Annotated in this window: 16 protein-coding genes; 4 read left to right on the forward strand and 12 right to left on the reverse strand. The window is 60.1% G+C overall.

Annotation, left to right across the window (positions count from 1 at the left end; genetic code table 11):
- Positions 1–8 precede the first annotated feature (8 nt).
- The 7 genes from KDN35_RS12955 to KDN35_RS12985 all read right to left on the reverse strand — a co-directional run bounded on the left by KDN35_RS12955 (position 9) and on the right by KDN35_RS12985 (position 7286).
- A complete protein-coding gene (locus KDN35_RS12955; RefSeq protein WP_212132888.1) occupies positions 9–1277 on the reverse strand; it encodes a dihydrolipoamide acetyltransferase family protein in 1269 nt (422 codons plus the stop codon).
- Positions 1278–1442: 165 nt separating this feature from the next.
- The gene (locus tag KDN35_RS12960) at positions 1443–2480 is read right to left on the reverse strand and encodes an alpha-ketoacid dehydrogenase subunit beta (RefSeq protein ID WP_171566797.1); all 1038 of its coding nucleotides are present in this window, start codon (positions 2478–2480) and stop codon (positions 1443–1445) included.
- Positions 2481–2495: 15 nt separating this feature from the next.
- Complete coding sequence (locus tag KDN35_RS12965) at positions 2496–3488, reverse strand: thiamine pyrophosphate-dependent dehydrogenase E1 component subunit alpha (protein ID WP_212132889.1); 993 nt, start codon at positions 3486–3488, stop codon at positions 2496–2498.
- Positions 3489–3722: 234 nt separating this feature from the next.
- Positions 3723–4544, reverse strand: a complete 822-nt coding sequence (locus KDN35_RS12970; protein ID WP_171566795.1) for a lipoate--protein ligase family protein — start codon at positions 4542–4544, stop codon at positions 3723–3725.
- Positions 4545–4561: 17 nt separating this feature from the next.
- Positions 4562–6490 carry a sigma-54-dependent Fis family transcriptional regulator gene (locus tag KDN35_RS12975; protein ID WP_212132890.1) on the reverse strand — a complete coding sequence of 643 codons (1929 nt, stop codon included), beginning with the start codon at positions 6488–6490 and terminating at the stop codon, positions 4562–4564.
- Between the two features lie 164 nt (positions 6491–6654).
- Positions 6655–7008: a response regulator gene (locus KDN35_RS12980; RefSeq protein ID WP_171566793.1), complete on the reverse strand. Its 354-nt coding sequence runs from the start codon at positions 7006–7008 to the stop codon at positions 6655–6657.
- 113 nt (positions 7009–7121) lie between these two features.
- Positions 7122–7286, reverse strand: coding sequence for a hypothetical protein (locus KDN35_RS12985; RefSeq protein WP_171566792.1), 165 nt, complete (start codon positions 7284–7286; stop codon positions 7122–7124).
- 229 nt (positions 7287–7515) lie between these two features.
- Here KDN35_RS12985 and KDN35_RS12990 point away from each other — a divergent pair, with 229 nt between their 5' ends.
- Both KDN35_RS12990 and KDN35_RS12995 read left to right on the forward strand, forming a co-directional pair.
- Complete coding sequence (locus tag KDN35_RS12990; RefSeq protein WP_171566791.1) at positions 7516–8514, forward strand: BMP family ABC transporter substrate-binding protein; 999 nt, start codon at positions 7516–7518, stop codon at positions 8512–8514.
- Between the two features lie 16 nt (positions 8515–8530).
- The gene (locus KDN35_RS12995) at positions 8531–10366 is read left to right on the forward strand and encodes a sensor histidine kinase (RefSeq protein ID WP_171566790.1); all 1836 of its coding nucleotides are present in this window, start codon (positions 8531–8533) and stop codon (positions 10364–10366) included.
- Here the strand turns inward: KDN35_RS12995 and KDN35_RS13000 are convergent.
- The 5 genes from KDN35_RS13000 to KDN35_RS13020 all read right to left on the reverse strand — a co-directional run bounded on the left by KDN35_RS13000 (position 10363) and on the right by KDN35_RS13020 (position 17013).
- Complete coding sequence (locus KDN35_RS13000) at positions 10363–11154, reverse strand: alpha/beta hydrolase family protein (RefSeq protein ID WP_212132899.1); 792 nt, start codon at positions 11152–11154, stop codon at positions 10363–10365. The genes KDN35_RS12995 and KDN35_RS13000 overlap by 4 nt on opposite strands.
- 165 nt (positions 11155–11319) lie before the next feature.
- Positions 11320–11733, reverse strand: a complete 414-nt coding sequence (locus tag KDN35_RS13005; RefSeq protein WP_212132891.1) for a S1 RNA-binding domain-containing protein — start codon at positions 11731–11733, stop codon at positions 11320–11322.
- Positions 11734–11947: 214 nt separating this feature from the next.
- Complete coding sequence (locus KDN35_RS13010; RefSeq protein ID WP_212132892.1) at positions 11948–12451, reverse strand: VanZ family protein; 504 nt, start codon at positions 12449–12451, stop codon at positions 11948–11950.
- A gap of 73 nt (positions 12452–12524) precedes the next feature.
- Positions 12525–15785, reverse strand: a complete 3261-nt coding sequence (locus KDN35_RS13015) for an efflux RND transporter permease subunit (protein WP_212132893.1) — start codon at positions 15783–15785, stop codon at positions 12525–12527.
- Positions 15778–17013 carry an efflux RND transporter periplasmic adaptor subunit gene (locus KDN35_RS13020; RefSeq protein ID WP_171566786.1) on the reverse strand — a complete coding sequence of 412 codons (1236 nt, stop codon included), beginning with the start codon at positions 17011–17013 and terminating at the stop codon, positions 15778–15780. The genes KDN35_RS13015 and KDN35_RS13020 overlap by 8 nt, the downstream gene beginning before the upstream one ends.
- Before the next feature lie 297 nt (positions 17014–17310).
- On the opposite strand from KDN35_RS13020, the gene KDN35_RS13025 reads away from it, so the two are divergent.
- Together KDN35_RS13025 and KDN35_RS13030 are read left to right on the forward strand one after the other, a co-directional pair.
- Positions 17311–18003: a CoA transferase subunit A gene (locus tag KDN35_RS13025; protein WP_171566785.1), complete on the forward strand. Its 693-nt coding sequence runs from the start codon at positions 17311–17313 to the stop codon at positions 18001–18003.
- 24 nt (positions 18004–18027) lie between these two features.
- On the forward strand, positions 18028–18684 hold the full coding sequence (locus tag KDN35_RS13030; RefSeq protein WP_212132894.1) for a CoA transferase subunit B: 657 nt from the start codon (positions 18028–18030) through the stop codon (positions 18682–18684).
- Positions 18685–18730 lie beyond the last annotated feature (46 nt).

An 18730-nucleotide genomic window follows, 5' to 3' on the forward strand; every position in this document is an offset into this window, starting at 1 on the left:
TGTCCTCCCTAAAGCAGCAGGTTGTACGGCTCTTCCAGATAGCGCTTCACCGTCGCCAGAAATGCCGCTGCCGGAGCGCCGTCAAGCACCCGGTGATCAAAGGTGAGCGAGAGCGGCAGCATGCTTCGCCGCACAAGTTCGTCGCCGACAAAGACAGGCGTATCCTTTGCGGCCCCGACACCGAGAATCCCCGTCTCCGGCGGGTTGAGGATCGGGGTAAAGGTGTCCACGCCGTATCCGCCCAGATTGGTGATGGTGAAGGTGGAGCCTTTCATCTCATCCGGCGCAAGCTGGTTTTGGCGGGCGCGATCCACCAGCGACCTGATTGTTCCGGACAGTTCTGCCAGCGACAGCGTCCCGGCCCGCCTGATGACTGGCACCACCAGTCCTTTTTCCAGAGCGACGGCAATGCCCAGATGAATCTCCTCGTACCGCTCGATGTGATCGCCGAGAAACGCGCTGTTCATGTCCTTGTGGCGGGACAGGGCCAGCACGACCGCCCTGGCGATCAAATCGGTGACGGTCAGCTTCACCCCGCAGCGCTCCTGCAGCTCGCCAGCTACTTGTTCCTTCATCCGCAGCAAGTCGGTCACATCGGCATGCATCGTTATGGTGAGCTGGGCGCTCTGCATCAGGCTGTGTTTCATCCGCTCGGCAATGACCTTGCGCATGCCCGCCACCGGAATGCGTTCGGCGCTCATTGTCCCAACCGGCTCCGCGTCAACCTGTCCGGCCGACGCGTTTGCTGCGTTTTCCCGCGCCGCCAGCGCCGCCTCGATATCCTCCTTGGTAATGCGTCCCTGCGGACCCGATCCGACGATGCGCGTGTAGTCCAGTCCAGCCTCTTCGGCCATTTTGCGGGCCACTGGCGAAATCTTGACGCCTTCCCGCGACAGGGCCGAACCTGCCGCCGGTGTCCTTCCTGTCGCCGGTGCTCCCGGCGCGGCAGTCGCAGTCGTCACCGGCTCTGCAGCCGCCAGCGAAGCGGCCGCTTCCACCTGTGCAGCACCAGCTGCCGGCACCTCTGTTATCGTCTCGTTTGGTTGGCCTACCACACCCAGCACGGTACCGTAGGGAACGACACCCCCCTCGGCTACGTCAATGCGCAGCAGGACGCCATCGGCCGGTGCTTCCACTTCCATCTCGATTTTTTCCGAGCTGATCTCGACGATGCCCTCCCCCTTTTTCACGGCATCGCCCACTCGTTTTTTCCAGGCGATGACGGTCCCCTCCACCATCGCCATGCCCAGTTTGGGCATAATCACTTCATGTGCCATGCTGATCTCTCCTCCCCCTGCTTCGACGTCACCCAAAAACGAGCCAGGAGCACCCGGCGCGGCTGCCGCACCGAACCGAATGCTCCTGGGCAAACAACCATGTACCGGTCCCGCTCACTCCCGCGATCAGGACGGCCAGCGGGCTTTTCCGCCATCGGGCAGCGATTACGTCACCGCCGCGATGGACGCGTCACCGATCAGTTCCGAGACGGCCTCCACCACTTTCTGGGGCGAAGGCAGATACAACTCCTCCAGGGGCGGCGAAAACGGCACCGGAGTATGCGGCGCGGTGATCCGCTTGATCGGCGCATCCAGTGTATCGAAGCCCTTGTCCGCCACCAAGGCCGCGATATCGGTCGCCACGCTGCAGCGCGGATTGGCTTCGTCGACCACGATCAGGCGATTGGTCTTGGCGACCGACGCGAGGATGGTGTCTTCGTCCAGCGGCGAAAGCGTGCGCGGGTCCACCACTTCTGCCTCGACGCCTTTTTGGGCCAGTCGCTCCGCCGCCTGCAGCGCCGTGTGGACCTGCTTGCCGATGGCCACGATCGTCACGTCGCTGCCGACCCGTTTGATGTCCGCCTTGCCGAGCGGCAGGGTGTAATACTCTTCCGGCACGTCACCGGTAGTGTTGTACAGGGTCTTGTCTTCAAAGAAAATCACCGGGTCGTTGTCCTCGATGGAAGCGAGCAGCAGCCCTTTGGCATCATACGGGGTGGACGGGACGACCACCTTGATGCCCGGGATGTGGGTAAACATTGCGTACAGGCTTTGGGAGTGCTGGGCGGCGGCGCTAAAGCCCGCGCCGTGCATGGTCCGAATCGTGACGGGCACCTGCGCCTTGCCGCCGAACATGTAGCGGAACTTGGCCCCCTGGTTCATCACCATGTCGAGACAGCTGCCGATAAAGTCGTTAAACATCAGTTCCGCGATCGGGCGCAGGCCGGTTGCCGCGGCTCCCATCGCAGCTCCGATAAACCCGGCTTCCGTAATCGGCGTGTCCAGCACCCGCTCACGGCCAAACTCCTGCACCAGTCCCTTGGTCACACCGAGCACGCCGCCCCAGGCTTCGTCATCCTGCAGATGGTCCACCTGCGCACCTCCGGCCACGTCTTCGCCGAGCAGGATGACGTTTTCGTCAGCCCGCATGGCCAGCCTGATCGCTTCGTTGACAGCGGCAGAAAAGCTGATTTTTCTCGTCATGTTCATCCTCCTTTCTTAGTAGGACACGTACACGTCGGTCAACAGTTCGCTCGCATTCGGATACGGGCTTTCCTCCGCGAACCGGATCGCCGCCTGCACGGCTGCGTCCACGTCGTGCTCGATGCCGTTGATCTCATCAGCCGTCAGCGTCTGCGTGGCAAGCAGGTGATTGCGGAACAGGGCGATCGCATCCCGTTCGTTGAGATGTTCGGCCTTCTCTTCCTCTGTTTTGTACTTTTGGGCATCACCTTCAAAATGGCCGTAATTGCGGTAGGTAATGCACTCGATCAGCGTGGGACCTTCGCCTCTGCGGGCGCGGGCGATCGCTTCACCCGCCGCGCGGTAGACAGCCAGCACATCCTTGCCGTCAACGACCACGCCGGGCATGTTGTAACCGCTTGCACGATCAGCGATACGGGTGCAGCTTGAGGCGTATGTGAACGGGGTGGCCTCTGCATATCCGTTGTTTTCCGCCACGAAGACGACCGGCAGCTTCCAGATGGCCGCCAGGTTCAGTCCTTCATGAAACGTTCCCTGATTGTTGGCCCCGTCTCCGAAGAAACAGACGCTGACCGCGCCGCTCTTTTTCAGCTTGGCCGTCAGCGCCGCTCCGCAGGCGAGCGGGAATCCGCCTCCGACGATTCCATTTGCGCCGAGCATGCCTTTGTCCAGATCGGCGATGTGCATCGAGCCGCCCTTCCCTTTGCACAGGCCGGTGGCTTTGCCGTACAGCTCCGCCATCATGCCGTTCAGGTCACATTCCTTGGCGATGCAGTGACCGTGGCCGCGGTGCGTGCTGGTAATGCTGTCCTGCTGGTTCAAATGGGCGCCAACTCCTACCGCGATCGCCTCTTCTCCTGCGTACAGATGAACGAAACCCGGCAGTTTGCCCTGCCCGAACAGCAGGTGAACCGCGTCTTCAAACTTCCGGATCTCCACCATCTTGCGGTACATCCATCTCGCCTGTTCGCGGGACAGTACCTGTGCTTCCGCTTGTGTCGCTTTCATCGCTTACGCCTCCCATCGTGATTTGTCGGCAGCAAAAACCGCTCTTGCCTCCTGTCTGAATTGCAACCACCGTGCCAGCCGTTTACGTCTCGTGCAAACAGCAATCGGATGCGGATTTTTCCCTATTCCGCATATCCCCGCGTCCGCAGCGAGCGGCACCGGATGAGACACATTCCCAAATCGTCCCGTTTTGTCTCATGCGCTGTGCGCGTGCGGACATAAAAAAACGCCGGTTCACAACAAACCGACGTTGCCGTTTCGCTCCTTCAACGAGGCAAGCGACCGTTTCGCGTCTGCTTCCAGCGAGGCGGGGCAGGCGCTCATCTCCTCCACCGTTCCCAGCCCTGCCAGCACGTCCCGCACCCGCCCGACAAATGCGTCTACGCCCCCGCTCATGCCCAGTTCGCTCAGGCTGGCCATGCGCTCCGGCACCACACGGGGAAAGGTGTCTGCCGGTGCACCTTTTCCAGCCATCCGGTAAAAGTCTCGCGCCGCTTCACCGTACGAGCAGCCGCTCCCTTCCGTCAGAACAAACGCCTGCACGATGACAGCGCGCGAGAGCCGCCTCTGGGCAATCCCGCAAAATTTGAGACCGTCGATGCTAAGATCGTACGAACCGGGACAGTAGGCTCCCTCCACTTCGCCTGTTTGCACCCGCTGTCCCGTCGTGCCAAGGACCGCTCGAATCAAGGCCGCCATGCGCTCGAAATGCGGTTCGGGGGTGAGATCATGGGCAGGCGCCTGCATGACCAAAGACAGGTTCACCACCCCGCCGTCGAGCGGAACCGCCGCTCCGCCCGAGTGTCTGACAGCCGTCTGGCACCCCCGCTCCCGCAGCAGTCGGACGGCCAGCGCTGCATTCGGCAGCTTGGCGTCCTGCGCTCCCAACACCATCGCCCGCCGGTGCCTCCAGAGATGGACCAGCGGCGGCACCGCTTCTGTTTCCCGCGCCGCCAGCCGGGCGTATGCTTCGTCGATGCCAAACGGGATTAAAACGTCTCCGGTCTGGATGGATGCGGCCGTGTTCAGCATGCGGATGACAGGCATGTCATTCATTAGGTTCCTCCTTGCGCCTACAACTGATATTTTTTCAGCTTCCGGTAAAACGTGCTGCGCGGAATCCCCAGCATCTCCGCCGCCACGGAAGCGCTCCCGTTGCTCTTTTCCAACGCCCGGACGATCGCGTTTCGCTCCAACTGCTCCCGATACGTGAGCGGACGAGGGGAAGGGGATGGCGCTGCGGATTGCGGTGGCAGACCCGGAGAACATTCCGGCTGCACCGCCTCTAAAAGAAAGCGCTTCCATTCTTCGCGCGGCGACACCCTCATCCGTTCCAGCACGTTGAACAGTTCCCGGATATTCCCCGGCCAGTCATAGGCAAGCAATACCTCCATCACATCTGCCGGCAGTTCCAGCGCGAAGCCGTTCTGACTGCAATAGTGACGGATCAGAGACGGGATGTCTTCTTTTCGCTCCCGCAGCGGCGGAACCGTGATCGGCAGCACGTGCAGCCGGTAATACAAGTCCTCCCGAAACGCTCCTTCCTTCACCAGTTGACGCAGGTTGCGGTGCGTGGCGGCGATGACGCGAACGTTCACCGAAATCTCCTCCGCACTTCCGATCGGGGTGACCTTTCGTTCCTGCAGCACCCGCAACAGCGCCACCTGCATCGCATGCGGTATCTCGCCGATCTCATCCAAAAACAACGTGCCGCCGTCCGCCTGAACAATCTTCCCGCTGTAACCGCGGCGCCTGGCTCCGGTAAAGGCGCCCTCGGCGTACCCGAACAATTCGCTTTCCATCAGCTCGCGCGGCACCGCTCCGCAGTTCACCGCCACAAACGGCCCCTCTGCCCGCGGACTGCTGTCGTGAATCGCCCGGGCGATCAATTCCTTTCCCGTGCCGCTTTCTCCGTAAATGACAACGGTGCCGTCCGATGGGGCAATCCGTTCGACTTCGCGCAGGGTAAACTGAAAGGCGCGGCTCGTGCCTGCCTCTCCGCGAAACCGAACTCGGGAAACGGCACGGCCGGTTGCCTGCTGCTGGAACCCGGAGACGGCACTGTCGGTTGCCTGCTGCAGGAGCCCGGAGACGGCACGGCCTGTCCCGTGCAGATGGACCCGGGACTCGCTGCGGAGCAGTTCGATCCGGTAACCGATCAGCCCTCCGTGCCTGAGCGAGTACAGGGGAATCTGAATGCCTTCCCGAAAGCCGGATTCCCGCACCTGTTCACGGGGCGCTTCAGCCCAGCCGCGCATCGCCTGCCGGACGCTGCGGCTGGCGTACACCACCCGCTGATCCTGATTGCAGACCACCCAGAGGCGCTCTTCTTCGTCCGGCTCCTCCACCGCCAACCGCATCAATTCCAGGTCATCCCGCTGCCGCTCTTTCATCCACTCCTGCTCGATCAAGAAAGCCAGCGAAGAGACCGTGGCCATCATCTGGGGATGGCTGCGGGCCAACGGAGCGGAAACATCCACCACCCCGATCAAGGTTCCGTTTCCGTCCCGGATCGGTGCCGCCGAACAGCTCCAGGAGTGAGACGCGACGGAGTAGTGTTCCGTACCGTTGACCATGATCGGCTCGCCCGCCATGAGCGCCGTGCCGATCGCATTGGTGCCCACCTCGTCCTCCGTCCAGCGCACACCTTCCCGAAAATTGATGGCGTGCGCCTCCTGAAGCGTTCGCTGTTCTCCCTGCATGCTGAGCACGTAGCCCTCCGGATCGATCACCAGGGCAATCATCCCGACATCGCGAATAAACGGAGACAGCCTGCTGATCTGCGGCAAGGTCAACTCCAGAAGGCGGCGGTTTTTTTCCTTTTGCAGTTCCCAGGCTTCCCCCTTCAGGACCTTCCTCCCTTTTCCTTCGTACGGATTGACTTTCCCGATCTTGCAACGATGCCACGATTCCGAGATTCGTTTGTTGAGTCGCGCCGAGTCCAATACGCCTTCTTGAACAAAACGTTTCCACATGCTGAGCGAAACGCTTTCCTCAATCATGCATCCTCCACCCTCCGCTCCTCAATTCTGTCCCGCTGCCTTAACAATATATTGAATTTTCTGTTTTTTCAAGAAGTTATCCAGTTAGAAGCGAAGGTGAGAACCGAACAGCACCGAGCCATTCAAAAACGGCCGACTTCTCTACGAAAGGCGGCCGTATCTCCTTACAGCAGTCGCGAAATTGCATCCATCACCTGTTCTTTTTGAAACGGCTTGACGAGAAAGTCCCGCGCGCCTGACTTCATCGCTTCCAGCACTTTCTGACGGTGGCCGATCGCAGAGCAGATCAGCACCCGTGCCTCCCTGTCGTACGCCAGAATCTCCCGCATCGCCTCGATGCCCTGCATCTCGGGCATACTGATGTCCATGGTGACGATGTCCGGTTTCAGTTCCTTGTACTTGGCAATCGCTTCTATCCCGTTGGCGGCTTCCCCGCACACCTCATGCACGTCGCCGACCATGTCGGCCAGCATCCGCCTCATAAACGCCGCGTCGTCCACAATCAACAAACGGGCCACGCACTTTTTCCCCCTTGAACCGTCTCGCACTTTCTCTTTTTACTTTTACAAAAAACGCGAGACTTGTCCACGAAAGAAATTGGCTGTTTTTGTCGAACTGCCCGTCATGTCCGTTATCGACCGGTGGTAAAACCGATCGGCTGTTCCGCCTCTCCCGCAGTGGCCAACGGGCTGTCCGGTTTCGGATGGGGCGTCGTCTCGCCGATCTCCGGTATTTCCACCTGCGTGAACTCGTCCGGGATGTCCACCTGGGGAATTTCCACAATCTCCTTTTCCATGATATCCTCCTTTGCCCAACGTATTGCCGGTGTCATCGGCGCTCCCCGTTATCGTTCCCCGAGCGGCCGCGCCCCATTCCCCGCCGCATGTTTTACCCGGCAGGACATGCGCATCGCCACACCTGCACCATTTTGCTCCGTCCCTTCTCTTTTTTTCCAAACGGAGGATTTTTGGCCTATGTTGTAGAAGTGTGTTCAATTACGTTTGTTTTTTAGGGAGGATCGAGTCATGCCCAAACTGCAGCCGTTTTCCGCCCTGTTCGTGGGTCTGGTCATCGCCCTGCTCCTGTTGATCACCAGCCAGTTTATGACCAGCATGACACACCTGCAGCAGTTCAACCAAACTGGGAATGCCAAGCACAAGCTGCGGGTGGCGCTCCTTTTGGAAGGGCCCACGTACGACCAGGGTTGGAACAGCAGTGCGCTGGAGAGCCTGACGGAATTGAAGAAAACGTACGGGTTTTCCCTGGAAGTCGCCAGCAATCTGAAGCCGGAACAGATTACCGCCGTGACGCAGCAGTACGCCTCCAACGGCTATGATCTGATCTTCGGTCACGGTGTCATTTTTTCCGAGCCGTTCACCCAGATCGCTCCCCTCTACCCGGAGACGCGTTTCATCTCCTTTAACGGGGAAGCGGTCCACCCCAACCAGACGACCATCTGCTACGATATGAAACCGGCCGGCTATCTCGTCGGGAAACTGGCCGCCACCATGTCCAAGACCCGCAAAGTCGGCTATATCCTGACGGACAAACCGACCGAGTACAAGCAGTTGGAAGGTTTCCAGGAGGGGGTCAGAAACACAAATTCGCGCACGCAGCTAATCGTCGAGAAAGTGCCTGATTTCAACGACGTGGAGGGTGCCACCCGGGCCGCCAAAAGCATGATTGCCAAAGGTGTGGACGTGATCTACACGACCGGCGACAGCTACAATCTGGCGGTCATCACGGAAGCGCAGCGGGCCAACATCTACGCCATTGGCTACATTGCCGACCAGCGCTACATCGCCCCCAACCACGTGCTCGCCTCGTTGATTCAGGACGTCCGGCAGTGCTACCGAACCCTGATGGCCCAGTACACCGCCGGCACGCTTCCTTCCGGTACGGTCACCTACGGTCTGGCCGAGGGCGTAAATCGGTTAAGCACGTTTGGCCCGATGGTGCCGCCGGAGGTACGCGCCGAAATGCAGCAGGAATTTGAACGCCTTACTCATCATCGCCAGCAATAGGTGGAGGATTATCTACATGTCTCCGTTTCGAAACTTAGGGTTTCAGAAAAAAATGATGCTCAGTTACCTTGTCATGATGCTTCTGATCGGCTGTGTCACAACGTTGTTCAGCTACCAGATGACCAAAGTCACCACGGACGAGACACACCTGACGCAAAACGTGCTGCCGCAGGCGAGCAGCCTGCTTGACATCAAAAACCAGATGTACATGAAAACGTATGCGCTGAAAATGTACACCATCACCCGAGAGCCGTCCTATCTGGACGAGTACTACACCAACCTGATTGACACGTCGCGCTTCGAATCCATCCCCAAGACAGACACCAACAGCGACTTGTTTGCCATCATTGAATCTATTAGTGAACTGGATTTTCTGTTCTTGAACAAAATCAACCCGTTGCTGAAAGCCAACAACGTGGAGGCGGTCAGCTACGTCCTCACCCAGGAAGTGCAGCCGCACATCGACAAGTTGGAAAAGCAGCTCACCTTTTCGCTCAACCGGCTGGAATTCCAGACGAACAAGGAGTTTCAGCGGACCAACGAGAGCCTGAAAGTCTCCCTCATCCTCACCTATTCAGTCTCCGTGGCCGCCATTCTGTTTGGACTGTTCTGCACGTTCTACTTCCGCAAGGAGCTGCTCCGGCCGATCCAATCGCTGATCCAGCAGGTGCGCAAAGTGTCCAAAGGCACGTTCGGGCAGCAGATCATCTACAGCACCCGGGATGAGTTTTACGAGCTGGCCCAGGAGTTCAACCGGATGTCGAGAAACATCGCCCGCCTGTTTCAGCAGGATGAAGCCCGCCGCCTGGTACTGGAAGAGGAGAAAAACGTGCGCGAGCAGATCCTGAACTCGCTGCCGGTCGGGGTCATCACTCGCCACTATCACTCTGCCTGGGTGCACATCAATCAAAAGGCGAACGAACTGGTACAGCTGGACAAGAACTACTTTCCGCAGACCGACGATCCCTCCGTCTGGGAACAATCGCCGGATACGGACGAGGCGCCGTGGTTTGAAAACCGGAAGATCACCCTGTACAAGCAGGATGGCAGTTCGTTCACCGCGCTGGTCTCCTACGTGCCGCTGCGAAACCAGCACAACCGGGAGGCAGGGTGGATGGTCACCTTTACCGACATCACGGAACAGGAAAAGGTGCAGGCGTACCTGCACCAGTCGGAAAAGCTGGCCATGGTCGGCCAGTTGGCAGCCGGTGCCGCCCACGAAATCCGCAACCCGTTGACCGTCATCTACGGCTTTATTCAGCTGCTCCAGCAGCGCCTCCCCGACGAGGAGCGCGACCGCCACTACCTGCCGCTCATCCTGCAGGAGATCGAGCGGGTCAACAAAATCGTGACGGAACTGCTGATGCTCTCCAAGCCGTCACAGCCCAACTACCGGGAAGTGGCGCTGGCCCAGGTGCTGGACTCAATTCTTCCGCTGATCAAGGCGGAAGCGACGCTGCACGGCATCGAAATCGTCGACCTCTGCGACAAGGAGACACGCATGCCGGTGGACGTGGAACAGCTGAAACAGATTTTGCTCAACCTGATGAAAAACAGCATCGAAGCGATGCGGCAGGGCGGCGTCCTCACCGTGGAAAACCGGGTGGACGAGAATTATGTGAACATCCACATCCGCGACACCGGCGAAGGCATCCCGCCAGAGCATCTGAACCGGATATTCGACCCGTTTTTCTCGCTCAAGGAAGACGGCACCGGACTGGGTCTGCCGATCACCCGGCGCATGGTGGAAAACCACGGCGGAGACATGCGCATCTTCAGCAAAGTGGGAGAAGGCACGGAAATCGTCATTTCCCTCCCGATCCAGCCGCGTGCCCTCGAGGGCAGCGCTTAATCCCGGGCAACGCTGTCCAGCCAGGCAAACATCCGCCGGGTGTACGTCTCCATCCGCTCTCCCTGGAACAGGTGGCTGGCTCCGTCCACCAGCCACAGCTCACAGGGTTTGCCGCACCGCTGCAACGCGTCCGCCAGGCGAATGGCGTGCTCCACTCCCACGTTTTGGTCTTCTGTCCCGTGGATGATCAGCACGGGGCAGGCAATCTCCGCCGCCCGGTAGACGGGCGACCGCCAGCGGTACGCCTCCGGCTGCTTGCGCGGGTGGCCGACGACGCGGCGAAGCATGCGCCGCAGGTCAACTCGCTCCTCGTAGGTGAGAAACAGGTCGCTGACCCCTCCCCACACCACCGCCGCGCGAATCCCGGGACACTCGATCGCTGCCAAGAGCGACATGATCCCGCCGCGGGAAAACCCGTAGACGCTGATCCGCGTCCGATCCACGCCCGGCATCGCCCGCAGCAGCTCGTAGGCGGCGAACACATCGTGCCGGTCCTCGCCGCCGAACTCGTCCCGTCCCTCGCCTCCTTCGTTTCCGCGGTAGTGCGGAGCCAGCACCACGTATCCAAACGACGCCAATTGGCTGATCCGCTCAGGCCTCACCTTCCCGACGCCCTTGATGCCGCCGCGGCAGTAGAGCAGCGCCGGAAGTTCCGCCGCTTCTGCATCAGGAACAGCCAGAAGCGCTTTGACGCGCAATCCCTGGCTGAGATAGGTGACGGTGTACAGCCGGACGCCCGGTTGGACCGGCAGTTCGGGCTTCAGCTCCAGGAACGGCGCGCACGCCATGTTGCCTCCTGTTTGCACACGGACTCCTCCTCGTCTCCTTCGTCTTGCATTAAGATGCCCCGTTTTGCCTCCTACGCCTGGATGGGCATGGCGAAAATGCAAAAAGGGAAGAAGGGACGGTAACCGGTCCTTCTTCCCGATATGTCAAACCAGTATCAACAAGGCTTAATAGCCGCGTTTTGCGTTCTTTTTGTTGATGGTAGCAAGGTTCTCTTCGCTGTGCTTCAGCCAACGCTTCAGTTTGTCCTCGAAGGAAGCAGAGCTGTCACGTCTTGCGTTTCCTCCGCGGTCTCCTCCGCGATAGCCACCGCCACGGCGCTCGTCGCGATCGCTGCGCTCCGGCGCAGGCAGTGCAGCGCGAACCGAAAGCGAGATTTTGCCTGCATCATCAATGGAGAGTACTTTTACCTTCACCTGATCTCCCACGGAAAAGTGATCGTTAATGTCCTTAACAAAACCGTTTGCTACTTGGGAAATGTGGACCAGCCCCTGCTCGGTTTCGCTGACTGCTACGAACATCCCAAACGGTTTAATCGCTGTCACTTTTCCCTCGATGATGCTTCCCACTTGTACTGCCATTCAGTTTGCACTCCTTTTATCATTTCCCAAAAATGTAAGAGAACCTCTACCAGAAGCCTCATTTCATAAGTATAACAGAGAAATTCAAATACTGAAAAGCCTAATCTTTTGCCGAAGCACACCGGCCGGCAGAGGTGAAAAACGATGGAAAAAGATGCAGGGAAGGACACCTGGGTGCGTGTCCGATCCCCCTGTATTAGGATGGATGAGCTGCTCATCTTTTATCACGCCGTTTTTGTCCGGGCCACGCCCGCGCAAGCACGATCAGCAGCAGCATCGTGCACGCGCCGCTGGCATCCAGCACCACGTCAGCCACCTGTCCCGTCCTGTCGGGGGTAAAGGTTTGATGCCACTCGTCCAGCACTGCCACCGCCAGCGCCAAAAATGCGCTCCACGGCAGTGCGACCGCAAACGGTGCGAAGCGGCGCAGCACGCGGTACCCGGTCAGGGCGAGCAGGGCAAATGTGGCAAAATGGGTTCCTTTGCGGAGGAAAAATTCAATAAACCCGTCAATGCCGCTTGCCTCTACGCTGATCTCCTGTTTTCCGTAGCGAAACGACACGTCCTTCAGACGTTCGCCCACCGCTTGTTCGTCAATGAAGCGGGAAATGGTTCCGCGCATGTCTTGTTTGTAGTAAGGCTGGGACGACGAAACGTACAAGCCGGCCAATATGGCGACCAGCAGCAGCACGTCCAACAGCCGCATGAATGTCTTCACGCTCTTCTTCCTTTCGCGGGAATGTTCCGCTTTCATTGTACCAGGAATCCGCCCGTCGCACGCCCGCAAAATGTCACGAATGGGCGTCGCGCGCCGTCACCGGCAGCGGTTGAAAATCCTCCTCGGTCAGCTCGTGCCTGTCCCGTACGGGGACGGCCTCCTCCCCCTTTGCCACCTGCTCTTTTTCCTGCCGTTGTCGCATGCGCGCATCCCGGCGGCGGACCTGTTCATTTTCCCACCAGGCATGCAGCCGGCTGCGCAGTTCCGTCAGTGACAATCCGGCGCGATTGGCCAACCTCTGCTCAGTGGCGTGCTGCATCGCCGGCACAAGGACGAGAACGGCATAGGCGGCCAGGAGCAGACCCGTCAACAGCGCGACAGCAAACGAGGCGTGAAGGGCGGCGCCTTCCATCCACCCGGCAGCCAGCGGCAGACAGGCGGCAGCCGTCGCCGCCAAAACGCACACCAGCGGCCGGATCGCCCGGACTGTCCCGACACGAATCCCTTTGAGGATGGAGGGAGCGGCGTCCGCGCGGAACAATTCGTCCAGATGGATCAACGCCTGCTGTGTCATCACGGCACAGACGGCAGCGATGCCGTACACGCCCATCAGGTTGAGCGGCCGATCCAGCCAGAGCAGCCCGACCGTCACCCCTCCGGCCAAAACGGGCAGCAGCGCGAGCGCCACCATCCCGTGCCGCATCCGCCGGTAAAGAAGCAGACTGCACAGAAGCACTGCGGCCGCCGCCACGGCTACTGCCAGCAACCGTCCGGCCGTATCCTTTTTGTTTGCTTCCGCTTCTTCCAGCTTGTCCCATTCGCTTGCATTGAGGATCTCGTATCCTTCCGGAATCGTGAATATCTCCTTCAAGTTGTCAGGGATCACATATGACAAGCTCCTGATTCGATCTTGCATGGAAACGGCACTGCTCAATTTGATTACGTACATGCCGTCCACGCGGCGATAGACGGGCGGTTCATCGACAATTGTCCATTCCGTCAGGTCACCCAGACGGACGGCTCCCTGCGGCGTGCGAATCAGGATCTGTTTCACCTGGTCGGGATGCTCCATCCACTTGTCGGGAAAGCGGGCGGTTACCGGTACCGCCCCGTTGTCTCCGTACAGGGTTCCGGCCTGCTGCTTTCCAAGATAGGTGGCCAACTGCCGCTTGATCTCCTCCTCCGTCACGCGGTAGCGGACGAGCATCTCCGGTCTGGGGCGAATGGCGATATACGTCCCCGTATCGCCTTCGCCGAGGCGCTCGTCGGTGATGATCTCCCGCCCGTCTTTGTCCGTCCACCGCAGCTCCTGCAGGTAGGCGACCGTCTGGGAGGCGATCTCCCGGACTGTGTGCAGGGACGGCCCTTTTACATAAAATTCCAACCTCGTCTTCTGGTCCTCTGAAAGCACGACGGCAAACGGATCGGTGCCGGGGATCTCCCGAAGTCGTTTGTCCAGCTCTTTTTCCAGTTCCGTCGGCGTCCGGGTCCAGCGGCTCTTGTCAATCAGTTTCAGATGAAAGGTAAGCCGCTCCCGACTGGCTGTCGTGTACAGGTCGCGCACTTCTTCCAGTCCGGAAAGACGCTCTTCCGCCACCCGGGCGGCTTGAATCGCCTCATCCAGCGTGCTGCCCTTGACCATCTCCAGCGACAGCGTCTTCTCCTGTCCGTCGATATCCCCGTACGGTTCGGTCAGGACAAAGGCGTCCAACAGCACGACGGCCAACAGCGAGAGGGCCACGGTAATCCCGTACGGCAGAAAGCCCTGGTTGACAGAGCGCTCCCACCGGTTCTTCAGGAAGCGGCCCACCCTGCCGCCCAGCAGGCTGCCCGCCAAATGCTTCCGCTCTGCGGCCGGTCCAGCGGCAGCGCCGACCGTCAGCCATTGAGCGGCCTGCACCGGCACGATAAACCCGTACACCAGAAGCATGGTCAACGTCCCCAGCGTAAGAACCGGCAGTGCGTCATATAAAAGAGGCAGGTCGGCTGCTTTGACAAAGTCGGTCACCATCAGCACGCACCAGCCGGCGGCACAGACGACGACAGCCAGCAGCAGCGTCTTCAGCAGAGACCATGCCTCGCGCAGGCCGAGCACCGGCGACAGCTGCCCCGCTCCGGCCAGCCGATGGATCAACGCCGCTGCCGCCCCGACGTACAGCAGAGCAAAGACGGCTGTCGGGCCGAGCGAGGTCAACGTCAGCGGCACACCAATCAGCCACATGCCGCCCAACAGCGCTCCCAGCGACAGACATGCCGCGTACAGCATCAGCAGGGCGGCCATCGCACTGCGGAGCCACACGCCAAGCATCACTGCCGCCCCCAACCCGGCCACGGCCACAAGCCAGCCGATGTCGCGCAGCGCCGCCGTCAACGCCTGTGAACGGTCTTCCACCAGATCCAGCGTGTACCTGTCCGCTGCCTGTTCGTTCCACTCAGCCACGGCCTGCGCCACTTTGGCCCGGATGGCAGGAACCTGGGCCGCTTCCGTCGCGAAGACGCTGATCCCCACCGCCGGTTCGCCGCGATAGAGTGTCACCTCTTCCCCTCTGCTCCCCCGCAAATCGCGCACCTCGGCCAGTTCTTTCAGCGGCACGTATCCCTTCTCCGTGGCGATCATCTTTTGGGCCAGCTCCTGTGGGCCTGACAGTTGGCCCTTCCACTGGAAAGCGGTCCGCTCACCGCCGGTTCCGACAGCGCCCACCTGCTCGTCCGCGCCGACGCCGCGCAGCTGTCCCAGCACATCCCCCGGCGTCAGGCCGTAGGTTAGCAGCATGGAGGGGCGAAACACCAGCTCCACCTCTTCCCGGACGCTGTGGTCCTCCACCTCCACGCGGGCTACGCCCGGGATGGAGGCCAGTTTGTCATGCACCGCGTAGCGGGCCGCGTCGGCCAGTGCCTGCACGTCCGCACCGTGCAGCAGATAACGGCCGATCTGATTGTCGGCCAGGTTGGCCTGGCTGAGACGCCATCCGCTTATCGGCAACCGCGCTGTCGTCTCTTGCAGTTTCTGCTCCAATCGGCCTTTGTAGGAGCTGGGCGGCCGTCCCGCCGTCTTGACTGTGAGCGTCGCCCCTCCCGATCGGGATTCGGCGCTGATGTGCACCCCGGCGTCCAGTTCGCGGACTGCATTCTCCACGGGACGGGTCACAGACTCGTCCACGGCTTCCGCCGACATGCCGGGAGCCTCCAGGGCAATGACGTACTCCGGCAGGGGGCGGTCGGGAAACAGCGCGACATCCATCCTGGAAAGGGCGCCGACAGTCAGCAGGCAGCAGACGAGCGCCAGCAGCCCGGCCAGCGCCGGCAATGTCGAAGTATAAGTGCGTTTACTCATCGGCCACTTTCACCACCTCACCGTCCGCCACATAGGAGAGTCCGGAACTGACGATCATATCGCCCGGCTTCAGCCCTTCCAGGACTTCATAATGAGGGCCGTACACATTGCCCACCTTGACGGGTGTTTTCCTGACCGTGTTCTCCTCGATCACCATGACGTAGTGGGATTCTTCGGAGATGCCGACACTGCTCGCGGGCACCAGCACTCCCCCGCTCGGCTTCACCTGATAGCGGCAGGTGACGGTCATACCCCCTTTCCAGACGTGCTCCCGGCCGTTGATTGTCACCTCTACCGGATACGTGCCGGTTCCGGCGTCGATCACCGGCGCCACGAAACTAACTGTCCCCTCCGTCTCCGTACCGTCCGGCGCTTTTACCGTCACCGTTTTGCCCACGGCAAAATTGCTGATTTGCTCACCGGTCACCTGCAGCTTGACCAGCCAGCCTGAGGTGTCCACCAGGCGCATCACCTCGCTGCCCGGCCCCGTCTGCTCCGACTCCGCCTGCGATATCGACGCCACCACGCCCGAAAACGGCGCCTTCAACACGGCGTCCGCCGCCTCTTGCCGGGCCCGCTCCAACTGTACTCTGGCCTGCTGCACTTCGGCGTTGGCCTCTTCCACGTCCAGCTTGTCCGCTCCCTTCAGCAGATTGTCGTAGCGGATCTGCTTCTCCTCCAGGTCCAGTTTCGCCTGTCGCTCGCGGAGAGCCAGGCTGTCCAGCTCCTCTTTGGAAATGGCGCCGTTGGCGTAAAGCAGCTTTCCGCGCGCGTGCTCTTCCGCCGCCTGGGCAGCCGTCTGCCTGGCCTTTTCAAGCTGTATCTTCTGCGCCTCCACCTCGTGCTGCTCCGGCCCCTGCAACGCCTTTGCCCGACGAATGGCGGCACTGGCCACCTGCCCCTGGGCCGCGTTCACCTCCTGCTGCCACACGGACGTGTCGAGTGTGGCCAATGTCTCTCCCTGCTTGACCACACTGCCCTTTTTTACAAAAATATTGGCAATCCGGCCCGATCGGCCAAACGAAAGCGGCAGTTCCTTGAGCGGGGCCACCACACCGGCGATCTCCTGGGTCATGCCGTCATGCTGTTCGACCGTGTAGGCTTTCACCGTCTTCACCTTGATCACGCTTTCTTCTTGCAGGCGCTTCAGGTTTTCCACGCTTTTCTCCAGTTTTTCGCACCCGGCAATCAGCAGGGCAGCGAGGGAAAGCCCGATCCATTTCTTCATTCCATCAACCCCTACCCCGGACTCGATATGTCGAAACATGAAACATAAACAGAAAATGGGACAATTAGTACAAAATAATTTTACCGAAAGGATTCTACTTGCGCCACTTTTCTGTCGATTTTTACGATTCTTTACTTTACGTCTGCCACCGCGCCTTGTCCTCTTGGGCAAACAGGCGGAATTCCCCCCCTTCTTTTCAGCCGATCGCCACTTCTGGTAAGATGGAGGTAGCCCGATTTTGTCAGCGCTTTCACGCGTCGCTTTTTCTCAATATTTCGAATGGTGGGAGTGAGCTTCATGGCAAAGATCTACTCGTCCTATGCGGAAATCGTGCAAGACATCCACGACGGTGCCACCTTGCTGGTCGGCGGTTTCGGTCTGGTGGGCATCCCGGAGAACCTGATCATCGCACTTCGCGACAAGGGCGTGAAGGACCTCACCGTCGTCTCCAACAACTGCGGCGTCGACGACTGGGGGCTTGGTCTTCTGCTCAAGGAAAAGCAGATTAAGAAAATGATCTCGTCCTACGTGGGGGAAAACAAGGAGTTTGAGCGGCAGTTCCTCTCAGGAGAACTGGAAGTGGAACTGACGCCGCAGGGGACGCTGGCTGAACGTCTCCGGGCCGGCGGGGCCGGCATTCCCGCATTCTACACACCTGCCGGCGTCGGCACCCCGATCGCCGAGGGAAGGGAAACCCGCGTGTTCAACGGCAAGGAGTACCTGCTGGAACACGCCATCACCGGCGACTTCGCCCTGATCAAGGCATGGAAGGCGGATAAGATGGGCAACCTCGTCTACCGCAAGACGGCCCGCAACTTCAATCCGATGATGGCCGCCGCCGGGAGAATCACCATCGTCGAAGTGGAAGAAATCGTCGAAACAGGTGAGCTGGACCCCGATCAGATTCACACCCCCAGCATCTACGTGCAGCGTTTGATCCAGGCTCCGTCGTTTGAAAAACGGATCGAACGACGCACGGTGCGGCAGTAATTCCAGCAAAAGGAGGATGCAGTGATGGCTCTTACGCGTGAACAGATTGCGATGCGCGCCGCCCAGGAAATCGAGGACGGCTTTTATGTGAACCTGGGGATCGGCATGCCCACCCTCGTCGCCAACTACATTCCGGAGGGCAAAACAGTCGTGCTCCAGTCGGAGAACGGCCTGCTCGGCATCGGTCCCTATCCGACGGAAGACGAAATCGACCCCGACCTGATTAACGCCGGCAAGGAGACGGTCACCGCCATACCCGGCGCCGCCTACTTTTCCAGCGCGGAGTCGTTTGCGATGATCCGCGGCGGCCACATTGACCTGGCCATCCTCGGCGCGATGGAAGTCTCTGCCGCAGGCGACCTGGCCAACTGGATGATCCCCGGCAAAATGGTCAAGGGCATGGGCGGCGCGATGGACCTGGTCCACGGTGCAAAGCGGATCGTCGTCATCATGGAGCACGTCAACAAACACGGTGATCCGAAAATTTTGAACGAATGCGCCCTGCCGCTGACCGGCAAACGGGTGGTGAACCGGATCATCACCGACCGCGCCGTGCTGGACGTCACCCCGGACGGCCTGGTGCTGAAAGAGGTGGCGGAAGGCTACACGCCGGAAGACATTCAGGCGTGCACGCAGCCAAAACTCAACGTCTCCCCCGACTTGAAAACAATCACGCCATGAAGAAAACACCCGTGTGAAAACAAACCGGCCTCGTCCCTTCTCAAAG

Origin of the sequence: Brevibacillus sp. NL20B1, from assembly GCF_018195675.1 — a bacterium.
Classification (GTDB): Bacteria; Bacillota; Bacilli; order Brevibacillales; family Brevibacillaceae; genus Brevibacillus; species Brevibacillus aydinogluensis.

Bases quoted from the DNA above. Each gene is read 5' to 3' on its own strand.
- KDN35_RS12955 (WP_212132888.1), bottom strand. From the start codon at position 1,277: ATGGCACATGAAGTGATTATGCCCAAACTGGGCATGGCGATGGTGGAG.
- KDN35_RS12960 (WP_171566797.1), bottom strand. From the start codon at position 2,480: ATGACGAGAAAAATCAGCTTTTCTGCCGCTGTCAACGAAGCGATCAGG.
- KDN35_RS12965 (WP_212132889.1), bottom strand. From the start codon at position 3,488: ATGAAAGCGACACAAGCGGAAGCACAGGTACTGTCCCGCGAACAGGCG.
- KDN35_RS12970 (WP_171566795.1), bottom strand. From the start codon at position 4,544: ATGAATGACATGCCTGTCATCCGCATGCTGAACACGGCCGCATCCATC.
- KDN35_RS12975 (WP_212132890.1), bottom strand. From the start codon at position 6,490: ATGATTGAGGAAAGCGTTTCGCTCAGCATGTGGAAACGTTTTGTTCAA.
- KDN35_RS12985 (WP_171566792.1), bottom strand. From the start codon at position 7,286: ATGGAAAAGGAGATTGTGGAAATTCCCCAGGTGGACATCCCGGACGAG.
- KDN35_RS12990 (WP_171566791.1), top strand. From the start codon at position 7,516: ATGCCCAAACTGCAGCCGTTTTCCGCCCTGTTCGTGGGTCTGGTCATC.
- KDN35_RS12995 (WP_171566790.1), top strand. From the start codon at position 8,531: ATGTCTCCGTTTCGAAACTTAGGGTTTCAGAAAAAAATGATGCTCAGT.
- KDN35_RS13000 (WP_212132899.1), bottom strand. From the start codon at position 11,154: ATGGCGTGCGCGCCGTTCCTGGAGCTGAAGCCCGAACTGCCGGTCCAA.
- KDN35_RS13005 (WP_212132891.1), bottom strand. From the start codon at position 11,733: ATGGCAGTACAAGTGGGAAGCATCATCGAGGGAAAAGTGACAGCGATT.
- KDN35_RS13015 (WP_212132893.1), bottom strand. From the start codon at position 15,785: ATGAGTAAACGCACTTATACTTCGACATTGCCGGCGCTGGCCGGGCTG.
- KDN35_RS13020 (WP_171566786.1), bottom strand. From the start codon at position 17,013: ATGAAGAAATGGATCGGGCTTTCCCTCGCTGCCCTGCTGATTGCCGGG.
- KDN35_RS13025 (WP_171566785.1), top strand. From the start codon at position 17,311: ATGGCAAAGATCTACTCGTCCTATGCGGAAATCGTGCAAGACATCCAC.
- KDN35_RS13030 (WP_212132894.1), top strand. From the start codon at position 18,028: ATGGCTCTTACGCGTGAACAGATTGCGATGCGCGCCGCCCAGGAAATC.